13 protein-coding genes are annotated in these 15,787 nt (G+C 61.1%); 4 read left to right on the top strand and 9 right to left on the bottom strand.

Going from position 1 to position 15,787, the window contains the following annotated elements:
- Both MOP87_RS21565 and MOP87_RS21560 read left to right on the top strand, forming a co-directional pair.
- Window positions 1–1,407, top strand: a complete 1,407-nt coding sequence (locus MOP87_RS21565; RefSeq protein ID WP_110606311.1) for a pitrilysin family protein — start codon at window positions 1–3, stop codon at window positions 1,405–1,407.
- 76 nt (window positions 1,408–1,483) lie between these two features.
- Complete coding sequence (locus MOP87_RS21560) at window positions 1,484–2,506, top strand: DUF5924 family protein (RefSeq protein ID WP_027913223.1); 1,023 nt, start codon at window positions 1,484–1,486, stop codon at window positions 2,504–2,506.
- Window positions 2,507–2,537: 31 nt separating this feature from the next.
- Here MOP87_RS21560 and MOP87_RS21555 read toward each other — a convergent pair whose 3' ends face one another.
- The 6 genes from MOP87_RS21555 to MOP87_RS21530 form a co-directional block, all read right to left on the bottom strand.
- On the bottom strand, window positions 2,538–3,767 hold the full coding sequence (locus MOP87_RS21555) for a spore maturation protein (RefSeq protein WP_023532681.1): 1,230 nt from the start codon (window positions 3,765–3,767) through the stop codon (window positions 2,538–2,540).
- Between the two features lie 134 nt (window positions 3,768–3,901).
- Window positions 3,902–5,230, bottom strand: a complete 1,329-nt coding sequence (gene gltP, locus MOP87_RS21550) for a glutamate/aspartate:proton symporter GltP (protein WP_023532821.1) — start codon at window positions 5,228–5,230, stop codon at window positions 3,902–3,904.
- 728 nt (window positions 5,231–5,958) lie between these two features.
- Window positions 5,959–6,429, bottom strand: a complete 471-nt coding sequence (locus tag MOP87_RS21545; RefSeq protein ID WP_088522797.1) for an inhibitor of vertebrate lysozyme family protein — start codon at window positions 6,427–6,429, stop codon at window positions 5,959–5,961.
- On the bottom strand, window positions 6,426–6,587 hold the full coding sequence (locus MOP87_RS21540; RefSeq protein WP_023532363.1) for a DUF1328 domain-containing protein: 162 nt from the start codon (window positions 6,585–6,587) through the stop codon (window positions 6,426–6,428). The genes MOP87_RS21545 and MOP87_RS21540 overlap by 4 nt, the downstream gene beginning before the upstream one ends.
- A 34-nt stretch (window positions 6,588–6,621) precedes the next feature.
- Entirely contained in the window at window positions 6,622–6,912 is a 291-nt protein-coding gene (locus MOP87_RS21535) for a hypothetical protein (protein ID WP_027913225.1), read from the bottom strand.
- 173 nt (window positions 6,913–7,085) lie between these two features.
- The gene (locus MOP87_RS21530; RefSeq protein ID WP_242809974.1) at window positions 7,086–7,907 is read right to left on the bottom strand and encodes a BON domain-containing protein; all 822 of its coding nucleotides are present in this window, start codon (window positions 7,905–7,907) and stop codon (window positions 7,086–7,088) included.
- 211 nt (window positions 7,908–8,118) lie between these two features.
- On the opposite strand from MOP87_RS21530, the gene algB reads away from it, so the two are divergent.
- Together algB and MOP87_RS21520 are read left to right on the top strand one after the other, a co-directional pair.
- The gene (gene algB / locus MOP87_RS21525; protein WP_027913227.1) at window positions 8,119–9,465 is read left to right on the top strand and encodes a sigma-54-dependent response regulator transcription factor AlgB; all 1,347 of its coding nucleotides are present in this window, start codon (window positions 8,119–8,121) and stop codon (window positions 9,463–9,465) included.
- Window positions 9,466–9,476: 11 nt separating this feature from the next.
- Entirely contained in the window at window positions 9,477–11,243 is a 1,767-nt protein-coding gene (locus MOP87_RS21520) for a KinB sensor domain-containing domain (protein WP_033737087.1), read from the top strand.
- A gap of 13 nt (window positions 11,244–11,256) precedes the next feature.
- On the opposite strand, the gene MOP87_RS21515 is transcribed toward MOP87_RS21520, so the two are convergent.
- The 3 genes from MOP87_RS21515 to MOP87_RS21505 form a co-directional block, all read right to left on the bottom strand.
- Window positions 11,257–12,861: an EAL domain-containing protein gene (locus tag MOP87_RS21515; RefSeq protein ID WP_027913229.1), complete on the bottom strand. Its 1,605-nt coding sequence runs from the start codon at window positions 12,859–12,861 to the stop codon at window positions 11,257–11,259.
- Window positions 12,862–12,965: 104 nt separating this feature from the next.
- Window positions 12,966–13,754, bottom strand: coding sequence for an N-acetylmuramoyl-L-alanine amidase (locus tag MOP87_RS21510; protein ID WP_242809973.1), 789 nt, complete (start codon window positions 13,752–13,754; stop codon window positions 12,966–12,968).
- Between the two features lie 76 nt (window positions 13,755–13,830).
- Complete coding sequence (locus MOP87_RS21505; protein WP_111475826.1) at window positions 13,831–15,705, bottom strand: GGDEF domain-containing protein; 1,875 nt, start codon at window positions 15,703–15,705, stop codon at window positions 13,831–13,833.
- Window positions 15,706–15,787 lie beyond the last annotated feature (82 nt).

The raw sequence follows: 15,787 nt of genomic DNA, 5'->3' as shown, positions 1-15,787 counted from the left end.
ATGCGTTGCCTGATGTTCGTCTGCCTGCTGATGTGTAGCTTCTGCTCCTTTGCCCTGGACCGCGCTCGCGTGGAGGGCTATCTGCTGCCCAACGGCCTGCAGGTCATCCTCAAGGACGGCTACGAACGCGACCATGTGTCCATTCGCCTGGTCGTGGGGGTGGGCCTGGACGACTTCGGCTGCGACCAGAAAGAGCTGCCGCACCTGCTGGAGCACCTGCTGTTCAGTGGGGTGGATGACACGGGCGAAGGGGGTCTGGAAGAGCGCCTGCAGGCGCTGGGTGGCGAATGGAATGCGTTCACGGGCAATGCCGACACCACGTTCGTGATTGAGGCGCCCGCACGCAATCAGCGCAAGGTACTCGATCTGTTGCTGTCGATCATTCGCGACACCCAGATCGACGCCAAGGCCCTGGCCACTGCCAAGCGCATCATCGAGCGTGAGGACGGTGGCCATTACGGGCACCTGCAGCGCTGGCTCGACCGGCAGGATATCGGCCACCCCGCCGGGCAGCAATTGGCCACGGAATTGGGCTTGAAATGCCCCGAGCGCTCCAACCTCGACGACATGACCCTCGAGCAGGTCCAAGGCCTGCGCGAGCGTTGGTACGCGGCCAACAACATGACACTGATCATGGTGGGTGGCCTTGACCGCCTGTTGCCCGCCTACCTGGAAAGAACCTTCGGCGAACTCCCGGCCACCGAGCCGGAAGACCGCCGTGATCTGGAATCGATCAGCCACGAGGCCAAGCAACGGCGCGACCTGATGCACGGCTGGCTGGGCGATACCGCCAAACTCCACTGGCTGTTCATCGAGCCCGTGTTGGACAACGACCATCAGGCCACCCTGGATCTGCTCTCCCGTTATCTGGATTGGGCAGTGTACGACCAGCTGCGCCTGCGCAACGGCCTGTCCTACGGGCCCTCGGTCCAGCGCGAGAGCTTCGGTGATACCGGCCTGCTCAGCCTCAACGCCGACCTTGAGCGCGATGATATAGGAAGGGCCATCGAGGTCATGCGGCGCTTGTTCGATCATTTGCGCAAGCAGGGCCTGGACCCGGACACCTTTGCCCGCATCAAGCAAGCGAGCATCGCCAAGGAAAGTTGGGCAACCCAAGGTAACAGTGCCCTTGCCGATTATTACTGGGGCGCATTGAACGACTACACCGACGGCCGCTTCACCAGCCCTGTGCGTCAGCTGCGACGAGTGACACTGGAGCAAGCCAACCAGGCGCTCGAGCAGTTGCTCGCCCACGAAGGCTACATTCGTATCGAAAAACCGCTGCTTGGGTACGACGAGCTCTACGGTCTGTCGTTCCTGCTGGCAGGGTTGCTGCTCGCCGCGTGCCTTCTGCGCTGGCGTCGACAAACTCCTGACAAGCCAAGCGGTGCTACTCGGCACATGTGAAACGGCGGTATCCTTTCAATGCCCGCGTCGTGCATGCAAGGGCCGCCCCCTAGCCACTCCAAGCATTGCAGCCCCCATGCCCCCAATACCCAAGATCGCCCAGCGCATCATCGAACTGCTCAAACGCTATCCGGGCGTCATTGCCTTGGGGGGCTTTCTATCGGGTGTAGGCAGCTTCATCCTGGTCGACCGGCAGGCGGGGCTTGCCAGCTGGATCGCCGTCATGCTGCTGGTCAGCTGGGTCTGGCTGATGCTCGAAAGCACGCTCACTCGCCTGTTCACGCGTACGTTCAAGCGTGAAATACCCCAGCCGCTGTTGCGCTATGCCACGCAGATGATCCACCAGGAATCCCTGTTTTTCGTGCTGCCGTTTTTCTTCATCACTACCACCTGGAACAGCGGCCAGTCGATCTTTACAGGCTTGCTGGGCGCCGCCGGGCTGGTCTCGATCATCGACCCGCTGTACTACCGCTGGCTCGCGCCGCGGCGCTGGCTGTTCATGGCGCTGCACACCCTGACCCTGTTCGCCGCCTTGCTGACGGCCTTGCCGATCATCCTGCACCTCACCACCGCGCAAAGCTTCAAGCTGGCCCTGATCATCGCCATGGCCTTGTCCTTCCCAAGCCTGGTCAGCAGCTTCCCGGTCAGCAACTGGCGACGCGGTGTCGGCCTGGTGGTGATCACGCTGGCAGTCGGTGGCGGTGGTTGGTTGTTGCGCTCCTGGGTGCCGCCGGCCACCTTGTGGATGACCGAGGTCGCCGTGAGTACCGAGGTCATCAACCGTGAGCCGGGAGATTCACTGGATAAAATCGCTGCCAGCCGTATTCGCAGCAGCGGCCTGTACGCTTATACCGCCATCAACGCGCCGCGCGGCCTGAATGAGCGGATCTACCATGTGTGGCAGAAAGACGGGCAGGAGGTGGACCGTATCGCCCTGGACATTCACGGTGGGCGCAAGGAAGGCTATCGGGCCTGGACCCACAAGCAGAACTTCCCGCCCAACCCGGTGGGGCGTTGGCAGGTGAGGGTGCTGACCGAAGATGGCCAGGTGATAGGCGTACTGCGCTTCAAGGTAGTCGAGGATGGCGCCGCTTCATGAGCGGCGCACCCTGTAGCACCTGAAACGCCGTTCAGCCAAAGAACCAGTAGCAAACGCAGATCGCTGCCACCACACCGGAAAACTCGGCCAACAGTGCACACCCCACGGCATGGCGCACCCGTTGAATACCCACGGCACCGAAGTACACGGCGAGGACGTAGAACGTGGTTTCGGTACTACCCTGGATGGTCGCAGCGACCAAGGCAGGGAAGCTGTCCACACCCTGGGCCTGCATGGTCTCGATCAGCATCGCCCGTGCGGCACTGCCGGAAAACGGCTTGACCAGGGCAGTTGGCAGCCCTTCGACGAATCGCGTATCCAGGCCCATCCAGTTCACCGCATGGCGAATACCGTCCAACGCCACCTCAAGCGCCCCTGATGCGCGCAGCACACCGACCGCCACCAGCATCGCCACCAGGTAGGGCAGCAGGCTCTTGGCAACGTCGAAGCCTTCCTTCGCCCCTTCGACGAACGCTTCGTAGACCTGGACCCGCTTAAGCGCGCCGATGATCAAAAAGACGATGATCACCCCGAACAGCGTGAGGTTGCCCAGGATTGAGGACAAGCTGGCCAGCGCGGCTGCCGACAACGTGCCGAGAAAGGCCATGAAGCCCCCCAGCAGCAACGCACCGGGCACCAGGTAAGCCAGCACCACAGGGTCCCATAGCCGCAAACGCTGCATCACCGCGACCGACAGCAGCCCTACCAGCGTCGACACACTGGTGGCCAGCAGGATAGGCAGGAACACCATGGTTGGGTCGGGCGCGCCTTGCTGAGCCCGGTACATGAAGACGGTCACAGGGAGCAGGGTCAAGGAAGACGCATTGAGCACCAGGAACAGGATCTGTGCATTGCTGGCCGTGGTGCTGCTGGGGTTGAGCGTCTGCAGGGCACGCATGGCCTTCAAGCCGATAGGGGTAGCAGCGTTGTCCAGGCCCAGACCGTTGGCCGCAAAGTTCATGGTGATCAGCCCCAGCGCGGGGTGCCCAGGCGGCACTTCTGGCATCAGCCGTGCGAACAAGGGGCCCAGCACCTTGGCCAGCCATTCGACGATACCCGCCTGCTCGGCAATCTTCAGAAAGCCCAGCCACAGCGTCAGGGTGCCGAACAGCAATACCATGACCTCGACGGAAAGTTTCGCCATGGCGAAGATGCTTTCGACCATGGCCGCGAAGATGCCAGCGTTGCCACCCACTAGCCATTGAGCCATGGCAGATATGGCCGCTACCAGGAAAAAGCCGAGCCACAAGCCGTTGAGCATCCACGTACCTCCCCCGAAATGCCCGAATCATAACGTATCGAACACCGCCCTGGCTGCGGCCCGCCGTGAGTGTAGATGCCGCAGACAACAAAAAGCCCCGACATGTCGGGGCTTTGTGTCCAACAGGCTTAGCCTCAGCGCTTGGCTGCTTCACCCACCATGGCAGCTTCAGGCTTCTCGGCGATCAGCGAGGCGTAGTACAGCTCGCCCTTGGCTGCGTCGTACATACCTTCCCAGCGGGAGATGACCAGCGCGGCCAGGGCATTACCGATCACGTTGAGTGCCGTGCGGGCCATGTCCATGATGCGGTCGACACCGGCAATGAACGCCAGACCTTCCAGCGGGATACCCACGCTACCCAGGGTGGCCAGCAGTACCACGAACGAAACACCCGGTACTCCGGCAATACCTTTGGAGGTCACCATCAAGGTCAGTACCAGCAGCAGCTGCTGGCTCCACGACAGGTCGATGCCGTAGAGCTGGGCGATGAAGATGGCCGCGATGCTCTGGTACAGGGTAGAGCCGTCGAGGTTGAACGAGTAGCCGGTAGGCACCACGAACGAGCAGATCGATTTGGGCGCACCGTATTTCTCCATCTTCTCGATAACCCGTGGCAGGACGGTTTCCGAGCTTGAGGTGGAGTAGGCCAGGATCAGCTCATCTTTCATGATGCGCATGATCTTGATCACCGAGAAGCCGAACAGGCGCGCTACCAGCCCCAGCACCATGAAGGCGAAGAAGGCGATGGCGAAATACACCAGCAGGACCAGCTTGGCCAGTGGCAGCAATGAGCTGAAGCCAAAGTTGGCAACGGTCACCGCGATCAGCGCGAACACACCGATCGGCGCGTACTTCATGATCATGTGAGTGACTTTGAACATGGTTTCCGATACGGCCTGGAAGGTGCGTACCAGCGGATCGCGCAGCTCGGCTTGCAGGCTGGAGAGGCCAAGGCCGAACATGACCGAGAAGAAGATGATCGGCAGCATCTCACCGCGCATCAGCGCCGCGAAGATGTTCGACGGAATCAGATTGAGCAGGGTCTCGATGAAGGCATGCTCATGCTGCACCTCGGCGGCGGTCGCCTGGTACTTGGAGATGTCCACGGTGCCGAGGGTGCTCATGTCGATGCCGGCGCCCGGATGGAACAGGTTGGCAAGCACCAGGCCCACGACAATGGCGATGGTCGTGACGACTTCGAAGTAAAGGATGGTCTTCAGGCCAATACTGCCAAGCTTCTTGGCGTCGCCAACCCCGGCGATGCCCACGATCAGCGATGAGATCACGATCGGGACCACGATCATCTTGATCAGGCGAATGAAGATATCACCAGCAGGCTGAAGGACGTTGCTGATCCACCAGGCCTTTTCCGCACTGAAGTGGTTCAGGAGCGCGCCGATTGCAACGCCCAAGACCAGACCGATGACGATCTGCCAGGCGAGGCTCAGTTTTGCCTTCTTCATGTCTTTACCCTTTGTTGTAGTGGTCATGTCAACTAACGGCTACCGGAAAACTGTGGAAACAACCCCGGGCGAATGCGCCGATCAGCGACGTGTTGTAAGGACAGCGCAGACGAGCGCAGGGCTCGGTCGGCGAAAAAGGCCGCAACTATTGCGATGGGAAAGAGGGAAATCTAATGCCGGAAACGCATACCCCATACCGATCAAGCATGGGAAAGTGGAGGCATTTCGAGGGAAATAACTGACATGCGGTGCGCCGTTCGGAAACCCGAATAGGACATAAACGCCAAATGGCGGCTGGAATAGTCGCAAAAGCACGTAGGAAAAATCAGGTTGTTCGACAATCCGAATGCTTCAAACGCAGCTCGTATTGATAGCACGGCTGAGGAAAAAAAAGACATGCGGTTGAGACAAAATGTGTCCCGAGAGGGAATTCGTGCATCGTGCACTGATATTTGGATGGCTCCTCGGAAGCCAGGTCCACCCTGAAGATCGTTCAGGGCTCTACTGACCTGGAACTTCCGATTCTGCCTTACCTGACCCGGCCCAACAGGTGGAGGCACTCCCTGTACCCCTAGGCCACTCCGATCCTGTAGCGATCAGAACAGCCCGGCCCCTTGGTCATGTGCTGCTCCTCCTCGGAGCGGCGCATCATAGAAGGCTGCAAGCCTACGGCCGTTCAGCTTCTATTTCATGACAGTGCCGGACCTGAACCACACTGGTCTTGCGACTCAGTACCAGTTCGGGTCCTGCTTGAGTTGCTCCTGAAGCAGGGCTTTCATGCCATCATCAGGTTCGCCAAGCCACCGGTACTGCGCATGGCGGGTAGGCGACTTGTCGCTGGGCAGGCCTTCCGGTACCTCCACCAGCATCCCGTAGGCGTCATCCTTGTCCCAGCTGAATGCCACGATCAAACGCTTGTAAGTGCATTTGTCCGCGGCTTCGCAGAGCGGGCCCACGAGGTACTTATTACCGTCTTCCGTGACCGCCGACATCTGCTGAGGCGAACTCCCCGTGAGGTTCAATACCCAATCGGGCAGGCGTTCTTCGCCTTTGACAGCATCCTGCCAAGATTCCCGGTATTCGGCATCGCTACCCAGCAATTGATCGACGCGTTGCTGGCCATCATTGGCCGCCAACGCTGCTGCAGTGGCGCTCATCATCAGAACGCCAGCTACGGCATTGCGCAACAGCCTGCTCATCTGCGACCGCGTCCAAAGAAGAACGAAGCCACGAAAAGAACCAGGAAGACGATGAACAGGATCTTGGCGATACCCGTTGCAGCGCCAGCGATACCACCAAAGCCCAGAACTGCAGCGACGATGGCGATGATGAGGAAAGTGATAGCCCAGCTCAGCATGGTGATTCTCCTTTGTTTTTCAAAAGCAGGGTGATCAGAACACCCAACGGTCCTGTGGTACGACATGTTCAACGGTTGCAGGGGACTCGGCCTTACCCTTCGATGGCAGCGGCTCGGCTGCCTGAACGAGGTTACTGGCGCGGGTGTTCTGGATCTGCGAAAGCAGGGCGGTTTGCGCCGCTACCTGATCGGCCAACCGGGCGGTTTGCACACTGTAGTAGAACAGCCCTGCTGCCAAGGTCAGCATGACCGCGATGCCAAGCGACATGATCTGACGCAGTGGCAGGGCGGTAACTTGCAAACGGTTGACAGATGGGCGGTTCATGCCGGCTTCTCCTGCTGTAATTTTTGTCCAGACTTGAACAAGTAATTGCAGCCTGCGTGCCAGCTTTCAAATTAGAAAAAATCCTTATTTTTCAATGATTTAAAAGATTGAACCATTAGAACCTACCACGTATCCTGCACGATGCACCCTGGGGGGCCGTGCGAAATGCACGATCACCCCTCAACCTTGGTTGCCACCTTGAGCATGTCGGCATCTACGCCACGTACTCCGATGATCTGCCTGGCGATGTCCATCGCGATATTTTTCTGCTCGGGGCTAACGACTTCGCCGGAGAGTCGTACCAAGCCATCCTGGCTCACCACCTTCAGATTCAGCCCGTCGAGGTTGCGGCTGAAGCTGTAACTGCTTTGGACTTTATCCACGATCCAGGCATCGCTTGGCTGTGGTCCGCTCGGGGCATCCACGGGCTGGCCTTTGGCTTTGATCATGGCGGCGGTGTCCAGGCTGATCAGGTTGTTGACCAGGTACACCCCCTCGGTGGTACGTGCCACGACGCCCGCAAGCTCCTTGGCCTCGGGATTGTCTACCCGACCCCGGAGCGTGATGACACCGCTGTCACTTTGCACTTCTATAGATGCCTTCTCGGTCAGGCGGCTCCACAACAGCCGTGACCGTATGACCGCCGTCAGCGTCACGTCTTCCGTGCGCCGGGCATAGGCTCGCAACGCCAGCGGTCGCTCAACCAGCTCAGGATTGACCTTTACCTGATTGTCGACCTTCTCGATACCTGAAGTGGCCAAGGCCACTTCCTCGACCAAACGGCGCTCAACCTCATTTTCGACCTCCCCAGCCAAACGCGCCGATGCGCCGTCGACCTCAACGGTGATCCGATAAGGGTTGAGGATCCGGTTCAGGGACACTGCCGTCTGCAGCGAACCTTCCAAGCGAGCATCGTGAACAGGATCTCCACTCGCCATAGCGACGAAGGGCAGCAAACTGACCGCTAGCGCAAGCGCGCGAAAGGGGAAGGGCATGTCGTACTCTCCTTTTGTAGGCAAAATCTGAAACTCTTCGCAACCAATGTGCCAACCACCCTCTCTAAGCAAATCGCCAGTCCCCCGGGACTTTTGAGCATGCTGGTCGACTCGCTGGCGTGCAAAGGGCAGAATCCTTCAGAATTGACCATGCAACTTGCCCGATTTTTCCCACACTAAACAAAGATATTTCCCAAAGGAGCGCAGGTACATGGAATCAGCCCAGGACAAGCAAGGCCGCATTCTGCTGGTGGATGACGAGTCCGCGATCCTGCGCACCTTCCGCTACTGCCTGGAAGACGAGGGCTATAGCGTGGCGACCGCCAACAGCGCCACTCAGGCGGAGAGCCTGCTGCAGCGCCAGGTGTTCGACCTGTGCTTCCTTGACCTGCGCCTTGGCGAAGACAATGGCCTGGACGTGTTGGCCCAGATGCGCGTTCAGGCGCCGTGGATGCGTGTGGTCATCGTGACCGCCCACTCCGCCATCGATACAGCGGTCGATGCCATCCAGGCCGGCGCCGCCGACTATCTGGTCAAGCCTTGCAGTCCTGACCAGTTGCGCCTGGCCACAGCCAAGCAACTGGAGGTGCGCCAGCTTTCCGCCCGCCTGGAAGCCTTGGAAGGCGAAGTGCGCAAGCCCAAGGATGGCCTCGACTCCCACAGCCCGGCCATGATGGTCGTACTGGAAACAGCCCGCCAGGTGGCAACCACTGATGCCAACATCCTGATCCTGGGCGAATCCGGGACCGGCAAGGGTGAGTTGGCTCGCGCCATCCACGGCTGGAGCAAGCGCGCACGCAAGGCCTGCGTGACCATCAACTGCCCGTCGCTCAATGCCGAGCTGATGGAAAGCGAATTGTTCGGTCACACGCGAGGGGCCTTTACCGGCGCCAGCGAAAGCACTCTTGGCCGAGTCAACCAGGCGGACGGCGGCACCTTGTTCCTCGATGAAATCGGTGATTTCCCCCTGACCCTGCAACCCAAGTTGCTGCGCTTTATCCAGGACAAGGAATATGAGCGTGTTGGCGACCCGGTCACCCGCCGGGCCGATGTGCGCATTCTCGCCGCCACCAACCTCAACCTTGAAGAAATGGTGCGCGAGGGTCGTTTCCGCGAAGACCTGCTCTACCGCCTGAACGTCATTACCTTGCACCTGCCGCCCCTGCGCGAGCGCAGTGAAGACATCCTCACGCTTGCCGACCGCTTTCTGGCGCGCTTCGTCAAGGAATACTCAAGGCCGGCCCGCGGTTTCAGTGAGGAAGCACGTGCAGCGCTGCTCAATTATCGCTGGCCGGGCAACATTCGCGAATTGCGTAACGTGATCGAGCGGGCCAGCATCATCTGCCCCCAGGAAAAGGTCGAGATCAGCCATCTGGGCATGGGCGAGCAACCGGCCAGCAACGCGCCGCGCGTAGGGGCCGCCTTGAGCCTGGATGAGCTTGAGCGCGCGCACATCGGCGCTGTGCTGGCCGCCAGCGACACGCTCGACCAAGCCGCCAAGACCCTCGGAATCGACGCATCGACCCTGTATCGCAAGCGTAAGCAGTACAACCTGTGAAGTGGCCGACCATGAAGCTGCGCACGCGGCTCTTTCTCAGCATCTCGGCGCTGGTCACGGTCGCCCTGTTGGGGTTGCTACTCGGCCTGGTCAGTGTCCTGCAGATGGCTTCGGCCCAGCAGGCGCTGGTTCGCGACACCAACCACTCGCTGGATGTAGGGCTAAAGCTACGCCAGAACCTGGGTGAGCAGCTTATCCTGCTGCTGGATACGGACACGGCTCCAGGTCAGTTGCAAACGCTGCAAGACGACTTCCAACGCCTGCTCGACCAAGGCCTGGCCGACGGTGGCCAGCGGCCAGGGTTCAGCGAAGCCCGCGACCACTACCAGGCATTTCTCGAGGCTTACCACGCCACCCCGGCGCCCTCGCGCAGCCTGGCCGTGGACCAGCCACTGGGCGCCGCATTCAATCAAGTGCGTACCGACCTGATCGATTCCCACAAACAAGCGCTGGCCAACATCGCTCGCAGCGAAGAACAAAGCCGTGCCCGCGCACTGCTGGTAGGCGGCGTGCTGGGCCTGATGGGCCTGGTGGTCCTGGTTTTGGGCTTCATCACGGCCCACAACATTGCCCGCCGATTCGGCCAGCCCATCGAGGCCCTGGCCAAGGCAGCCGATCAGCTGGGCAAGGGCAATTTCGATGTCACACTCCCGATCACTCAAGCCAGCGAACTGAACCAGCTCACGCGTCGCTTCGGGATCATGGCCGACGCCCTGCGCAAGCACCAGGCCACCAATGTCGACGAATTGCTCGCCGGGCAGCAGCGCCTGCAAGCCGTGCTCGACAGTATCGATGATGGCCTGCTGATCATCGACCGACAGGGCTTGCTCGAGCACTTGAACCCGGTTGCTCAACGCCAACTGGGCTGGAACGACAGCCGCGTTGGCAGCAGCCTGGCCGAAGCCCTGGAACGACCTGAACTGGAACAGCAACTGTGCCAGGTGCTACGCGGCGGCAGTCTGGACCGTCAACCGGACGACCTTCACATCGACGTTGACGAGGAAACGCGTCTGCTGACCTATAGCTTGACGCCCGTCAGCCATCCTCAGGGCCCGATCCTGGGCGCCGTGATGGTGCTGCACGATGTGACCGAACAGCGTGCCTTCGAGCGGGTGCGCAGCGAGTTCGTGCTACGCGCCTCCCACGAGCTGCGTACGCCTGTCACCGGTATGCACATGGCGTTCGGCTTGCTGCGCGAACGGGTCAAGTTTCCCGAGGAAGCGCGTGAATACGATCTGCTGGAAACCATCGGCGAAGAAATGCAGCGCCTGACCCAGTTGATCAACGACCTGCTCAACTTCAGCCGCTATCAAAGCGGTCTGCAAAAGCTCGAGCTGGCGCCCTGTGCCATCGATGAATTGCTGGAGCGGGCGCAAGTGCGCTTCGCCGATCAGGCGGGCCAGAAGCAGATCGAACTGGTCTTGGCCCTGGAGCCGCCACTGCCGCGCATCCAGGCTGACGTTGCTCAGCTCGACCGCGTGCTGGACAACCTGCTGCACAATGCGGTCAGGCACACCCCCCAGGGCGGGCGCATCCGCCTGCATGCGCGCCGCCATGCCGAACGCGTGATCATCAGTGTCGAGGACACGGGCGAGGGTATCGCCTATGGTCAGCAGGGCCGCATCTTCGAGCCGTTCGTGCAAGTAGGCCGCAAGAAGGGCGGGGCCGGCCTGGGACTGGCCCTGTGCAAGGAAATCGTGCAGTTGCACGGTGGGCGCATGGGCGTCTTCTCGCGACCAGGTGAAGGTACCCAGTTCTACCTGGCCCTGCCGGTCTGACGCTCAAGGCCTGTCAGGCCTGTCTGCCCCGTGGCAACTTATCCCGCGTGACCAGCTCGGCAAACTGCCGGGCCGTCAGGGCCTTGGCGAACAGCCAGCCCTGGCCGTACTTCACGCCTTCGCCAAGCAGCAGCAGCGCCTGGTCCTCACGCTCGATACCTTCGGCGATCACCCGTAGATGCAGGTCGTGGGCCATGCGGATGATATGGGGCGCCACGCCGCTGCTGGCGGCATCGTGGCCCAGCGCATCGATGAATGCCTTGTCGATTTTCAGGCAATCCACGGGCAAGGTCTGAAGGTAGGCCAGGCTGCAATAACCCGTGCCGAAATCGTCGATCAGCACTTGATGGCCCTCGGCGCGCAACGCTTGCAGGTTTTCGCGCGCCACCACCACATCGATCAGGCCCCGTTCGGTCACCTCGAAGGCGATCTGCCTCGGGGCCACCCGATGCAGCGCCAGCAGGCGCGCCGCCACCTCCCCAACACGCGGAACCATCACGTCGCACGCCGCCAGGTTCACCGAGATGTAGAGCATGGGCCTTGAGCGCAACAAAGGGCCGAGTTGCTCGAGGACGCGTCGCAGGACGAAGTCGGTGATTTCACGGATCTGCCCGGTATTCTCGGCCAGCGGTATGAACAGCTCAGGGCTGGTCAGGCTGCCATCGGGACGACGCCAGCGCACCAATGCCTCGGCGCCGACACAGCGCCTGCTGTCGAGCTCGAAAATCGGCTGGTAGAGCACTTGCAGCTGGCCACGACTCAGCGCTTGCTGAAGCTCCGAGCTCATGGAGCGTCGCTGTTGAGCCAATTGCAGGACCAGCCAGCCAATGCAACAAGCTCCCAGTACGCTGCCTGGAAAGAGCAGCCACAGGGCGCCATTCATGCGCAGGGGGAGACTTGCGCGTGGTGCGATCAGAACCAACTGGTAATCAGGAGACTTGGTGGGCATGCGATAGATGAGACGATCGCTGAACTCCAGCAACGTTTTGTGACTGGTCGACCACACAGAAGGCGGTGGCCACACCTGGGGCGGGCCCAGCACCGGGATCGCCCGAGCACCGTTGTCCAGCACGACCAACAAGCTCCCGCCCGGAGGCAAATCCACTACATCGGTCAGATGCCCACGGGACGTGGACACCAGAAACCGGCCACGCCCCAACATCAGGGCGGCAAGGTTTTCGTCGGGCTCGGTGGTGGTGTTGAGCCAGTAGCTGTAGACCGGCCCCTTGATGTCTGGCGGGCGCAGCGGCACGAAAGCCCGCTCGTCACCTCGGTTCGAGCAGGCAACATTACCGTCGACATAGGCCGCCTCGTAGATGAACCGTGAACTCAAGCCGATCTGCTGCAAGGCCGTCAGCATGGCGGGGCCGCAGCCACGCAAAGGTTGCGTCTCCAATAAGTCCACACCTTCGCGCAACTGCCCGAATACCTGTTCCAGTCGTTCCAGAAAACGCTCGCCCTGAGCATTCATCTGTTCGCTTTCACTTTGCTTCATCTGCTGCAACGCAATGGCGATGCTGGCGGTTAGCAATAGGGCGGCACTGGCGATTGCCGCCAAAGCGGCAAGCATCCAGGGGCGGTAGAAAAATTGGCGCAAGGCCGCTAGGCGATCAGGCATCGAAGGCATCCAGTTGATTACCAAGGTATAGCAACTCAATGGACAATTACCTTTGCCGTTTAGCGCTTCGCTTGCGCGAGGACCAAACGGCAGCCGTCAACGCTTTACCGCATGCGGTTGAGCACCTCGAGCATGGCGGCCGTCTGCGCATCGGGCTGGCCGTCGAAGCGTTGAGGTCGGAAGCGCATCTGGAACGCCGCGATCACGTGCCGAGTCTGGACATCGAGCACGCCCGTCTGCTCGATGCCGTAGCCAAATCGGGCAAGCGCCTGCTGGTACCATCCAACCGTAGGAGGATTGACCTCGAAGTAGGCCTGCTGGCGAGCCACGCTAGAGGCGTCAGGCCACACACCCAGGCCGGCGTCGGCCAAACGTTTCCACGGGAACAGCGGGCCGGGGTCCTGCTTGCGCAGTGGGGCGATGTCGCTATGGCCAATGATGTGCCGAGGCTCGATGCCATTACGCTTGACGATATCCTTGAGCAGCGCGATCAGCGACTGGATCTGCGCTTCGCTGTAGGGGTGCCATACCCGCCCGGCAGGCGTATCGGTAAAGCCAGCGTTGACGATCTCGATACCGATGGACGATGAATTCAACCAGGTTCTGCCTTGCCACTGGCTGTCGCCAGCGTGCCAGGCCCGCCTGCTTTCATCCACCAATTGGTAGACAGTTGCGGGGCCATCACCGATCAGGTAGTGGCTGCTGACCTCGCCATGGGTCAGCAACGCCAACGAGCGCTCCAGTGAAGCATTGGTATAGTGCAGCACCACGAACTGAATGCGGTTGTCTTGGTTGGCTGACGGGTGGCTGCGGTCGATGCGCAAGCCCGTGGAGCAACCGGCGACAGTCAGCAGCAGCAGGGTGATCAGTGATTTTTTCAGCGTGGAAAGCACGGCAGTGGCCTCAGCGAATGAGCGCTACAGTATAACGCTCTCCCCGCATCTGCGCTCGCCCTTGCCAGGCGCTCGGTCAGTGCTGCTCCACGCAGTTGCGCCCCCGTTGCTTGGCACGGTAAAGCGCTGCGTCGGCACGCTTGAGCACCTGATCGGCCACCTCGCCAGGCCTGAACGCGCTCAGCCCGATGGACGTGGATACCACCACCCGCTCCCCCTTGAAGTGAAACGGGCAGGCCTCTACGGCAAGGCGCATCGTTTCGACGACCTGTAACGCGTCTGCCGGCGAGGTGTCGGGCAGCAGCAGCACGAACTCCTCGCCCCCGAAGCGGGCAATGAAATCCTGGCCCCGCAGCCGTTTGCGCAACTGATCGGCCACGATCTTCAGTACCTTGTCACCGGCCAGATGCCCATAGCCGTCGTTGATCTGCTTGAAATGATCCAGGTCCAGAATCGCCATGGCCAAGTCGCCGCCGTTTTCCTGCCAGCGCTGCATCTCGCGCTCGATTTGCTCGCTCCAGGCCGCACGATTGGGCAAGCCGGTCAGTGGGTCGAGCAACGCCTTCTGCCGCTGCTCCTCCAGGTGCTCACGGTAACCCAGCGCTTCCTGCTCCATGCTGGCCACGCGCTCGGACAGCCCCTGCAGACGCCCAGCCAGCGCCTGCTCGCGGCGATCGCGCTCGTGCTGGTGCTGGTCCATCGTCATCAGCAAGCCTTCGAGCCGGCTTTCGAGCAGGTGCTTCAAGCTCGATACGTCTGCGGCGCCTTGCATGTCGGTTTGCAGCCCGTCCACCTGCTCACGCAATTGCGTATCCAGTTCGCGTGCCGCACTGCTGTTGTCGGCGTGACCTGCGCTGGCGGCCTGCAAGTGGCCGTGGAAACCCTCGAGCCGCTCATTGAGCAATTGCAGATAGGTTTCGAACTCATGCTGGCCGCTGTCGGTGATCGCCAGCAACAACACGGCAAGATCATCCAGCACCGGAATCAACTCGTACCAGTTCATGCCGCGCGCCACCCGTTCGCGCATCGCCTGCGCCTGCGCCTTGTGGCGGTCCGGCAGGCTCAGGTCATCCAGCAGACCGAGCAGCGTCTGCTCGATATGGGCGGCCACCTGGCTGTATGGCGGCTCGACTGCGTAGGGCAGGGCATAGGCCTCTTGGTCAGACAATGGGACATCAGCCAAAGGGGTCGAATCATCCTCACCCCCACTTTGCAATGGCACGTCCATTGCCGGACCAGGAGCCGGGGGCACGGGCGGCGGCTCGCCACCCGACATTTGTTCAGACTCGATCAGTGACGGGGACGCATCGCTGTCCTCATGCCCATCGTGCTGAGGGACAATGGACGCTTCCTGAACCAGGGGCTGCGAGGCAGCAGGGACGAGGCCCGGCGCCTGCTCGCTGGCGGCCTCGACAGGCGCCAGGTCATCGCGACCTTTGAACAACCGCTGCAAAAAGCCGCCCCGCGAACTGGCTTCGGGCCTGTCCAGCGCGGCCAGCGCACGCCCTTGCAGCCCACTGAGTTCCCCCAGCAGCGGCGGCAGATCGCGAGACTGGGTGACACCGGCCTCCAGCCGCTTGGCAAGCTTCTTCAACGGCCTGGAGACATCGCTGGTCAACGGCAGGCCTTGCAACTGATCGACCAGTGCCGTCAGCGCATCGCCCACTTGGTTCATGCGGGTTTCGCGGCGCTGCTCAGACTCCAGTACCGCTTTTTCAAGACGGGGGATAAGGCCGGCAAGCCCGGCATCCATATTGTCACTGCGAATGACCTCGCGCATTTCCTTCATGCACTGGTCGACGACCTTGTCGCTGCCCTCAGCGGCTAACGTACTGCGAACCAGGCCTCGGCGCAGCAAGTCCAGTCGCGCCTCCCAGCGACGTTCGAGCTTCTCCTGTTGCTCAATGCTTATCAGGTATTTTTCTTTCCAGCGCTCGGCTTCTTCGGTCATGCCTGTGTCCGCACGGGTGATACAACTGGGGCTGTCTGATACACACTGTCGGCGCGTGCCCGGGACACTTGAGGGCAAGCGA

Source organism: Pseudomonas sp. I3-I5 (assembly GCF_022699445.1).
GTDB classification, from domain to species: Bacteria; Pseudomonadota; Gammaproteobacteria; order Pseudomonadales; family Pseudomonadaceae; genus Aquipseudomonas; species Aquipseudomonas fulva.
The sequence above is the reverse complement of the archived record's forward strand: the minus strand, read 5'-3'. Positions and strand labels throughout refer to the sequence as shown.

What these genes read in the sequence shown, in the direction of transcription:
- MOP87_RS21505 (WP_111475826.1), bottom strand. Translation starts at nt 15,705, where the DNA reads ATGACCGAAGAAGCCGAGCGCTGGAAAGAAAAATACCTGATAAGCATT.
- MOP87_RS21545 (WP_088522797.1), bottom strand. Translation starts at nt 6,429, where the DNA reads ATGAGCAGGCTGTTGCGCAATGCCGTAGCTGGCGTTCTGATGATGAGC.
- MOP87_RS21530 (WP_242809974.1), bottom strand. Translation starts at nt 7,907, where the DNA reads ATGCCCTTCCCCTTTCGCGCGCTTGCGCTAGCGGTCAGTTTGCTGCCC.
- MOP87_RS21555 (WP_023532681.1), bottom strand. Translation starts at nt 3,767, where the DNA reads ATGCTCAACGGCTTGTGGCTCGGCTTTTTCCTGGTAGCGGCCATATCT.
- MOP87_RS21520 (WP_033737087.1), top strand. Translation starts at nt 9,477, where the DNA reads ATGAAGCTGCGCACGCGGCTCTTTCTCAGCATCTCGGCGCTGGTCACG.
- MOP87_RS21540 (WP_023532363.1), bottom strand. Translation starts at nt 6,587, where the DNA reads ATGCTGAGCTGGGCTATCACTTTCCTCATCATCGCCATCGTCGCTGCA.
- gltP (WP_023532821.1), bottom strand. Translation starts at nt 5,230, where the DNA reads ATGAAGAAGGCAAAACTGAGCCTCGCCTGGCAGATCGTCATCGGTCTG.
- MOP87_RS21560 (WP_027913223.1), top strand. Translation starts at nt 1,484, where the DNA reads ATGCCCCCAATACCCAAGATCGCCCAGCGCATCATCGAACTGCTCAAA.
- algB (WP_027913227.1), top strand. Translation starts at nt 8,119, where the DNA reads ATGGAATCAGCCCAGGACAAGCAAGGCCGCATTCTGCTGGTGGATGAC.
- MOP87_RS21565 (WP_110606311.1), top strand. Translation starts at nt 1, where the DNA reads ATGCGTTGCCTGATGTTCGTCTGCCTGCTGATGTGTAGCTTCTGCTCC.
- MOP87_RS21535 (WP_027913225.1), bottom strand. Translation starts at nt 6,912, where the DNA reads ATGAACCGCCCATCTGTCAACCGTTTGCAAGTTACCGCCCTGCCACTG.
- MOP87_RS21515 (WP_027913229.1), bottom strand. Translation starts at nt 12,861, where the DNA reads ATGCCTGATCGCCTAGCGGCCTTGCGCCAATTTTTCTACCGCCCCTGG.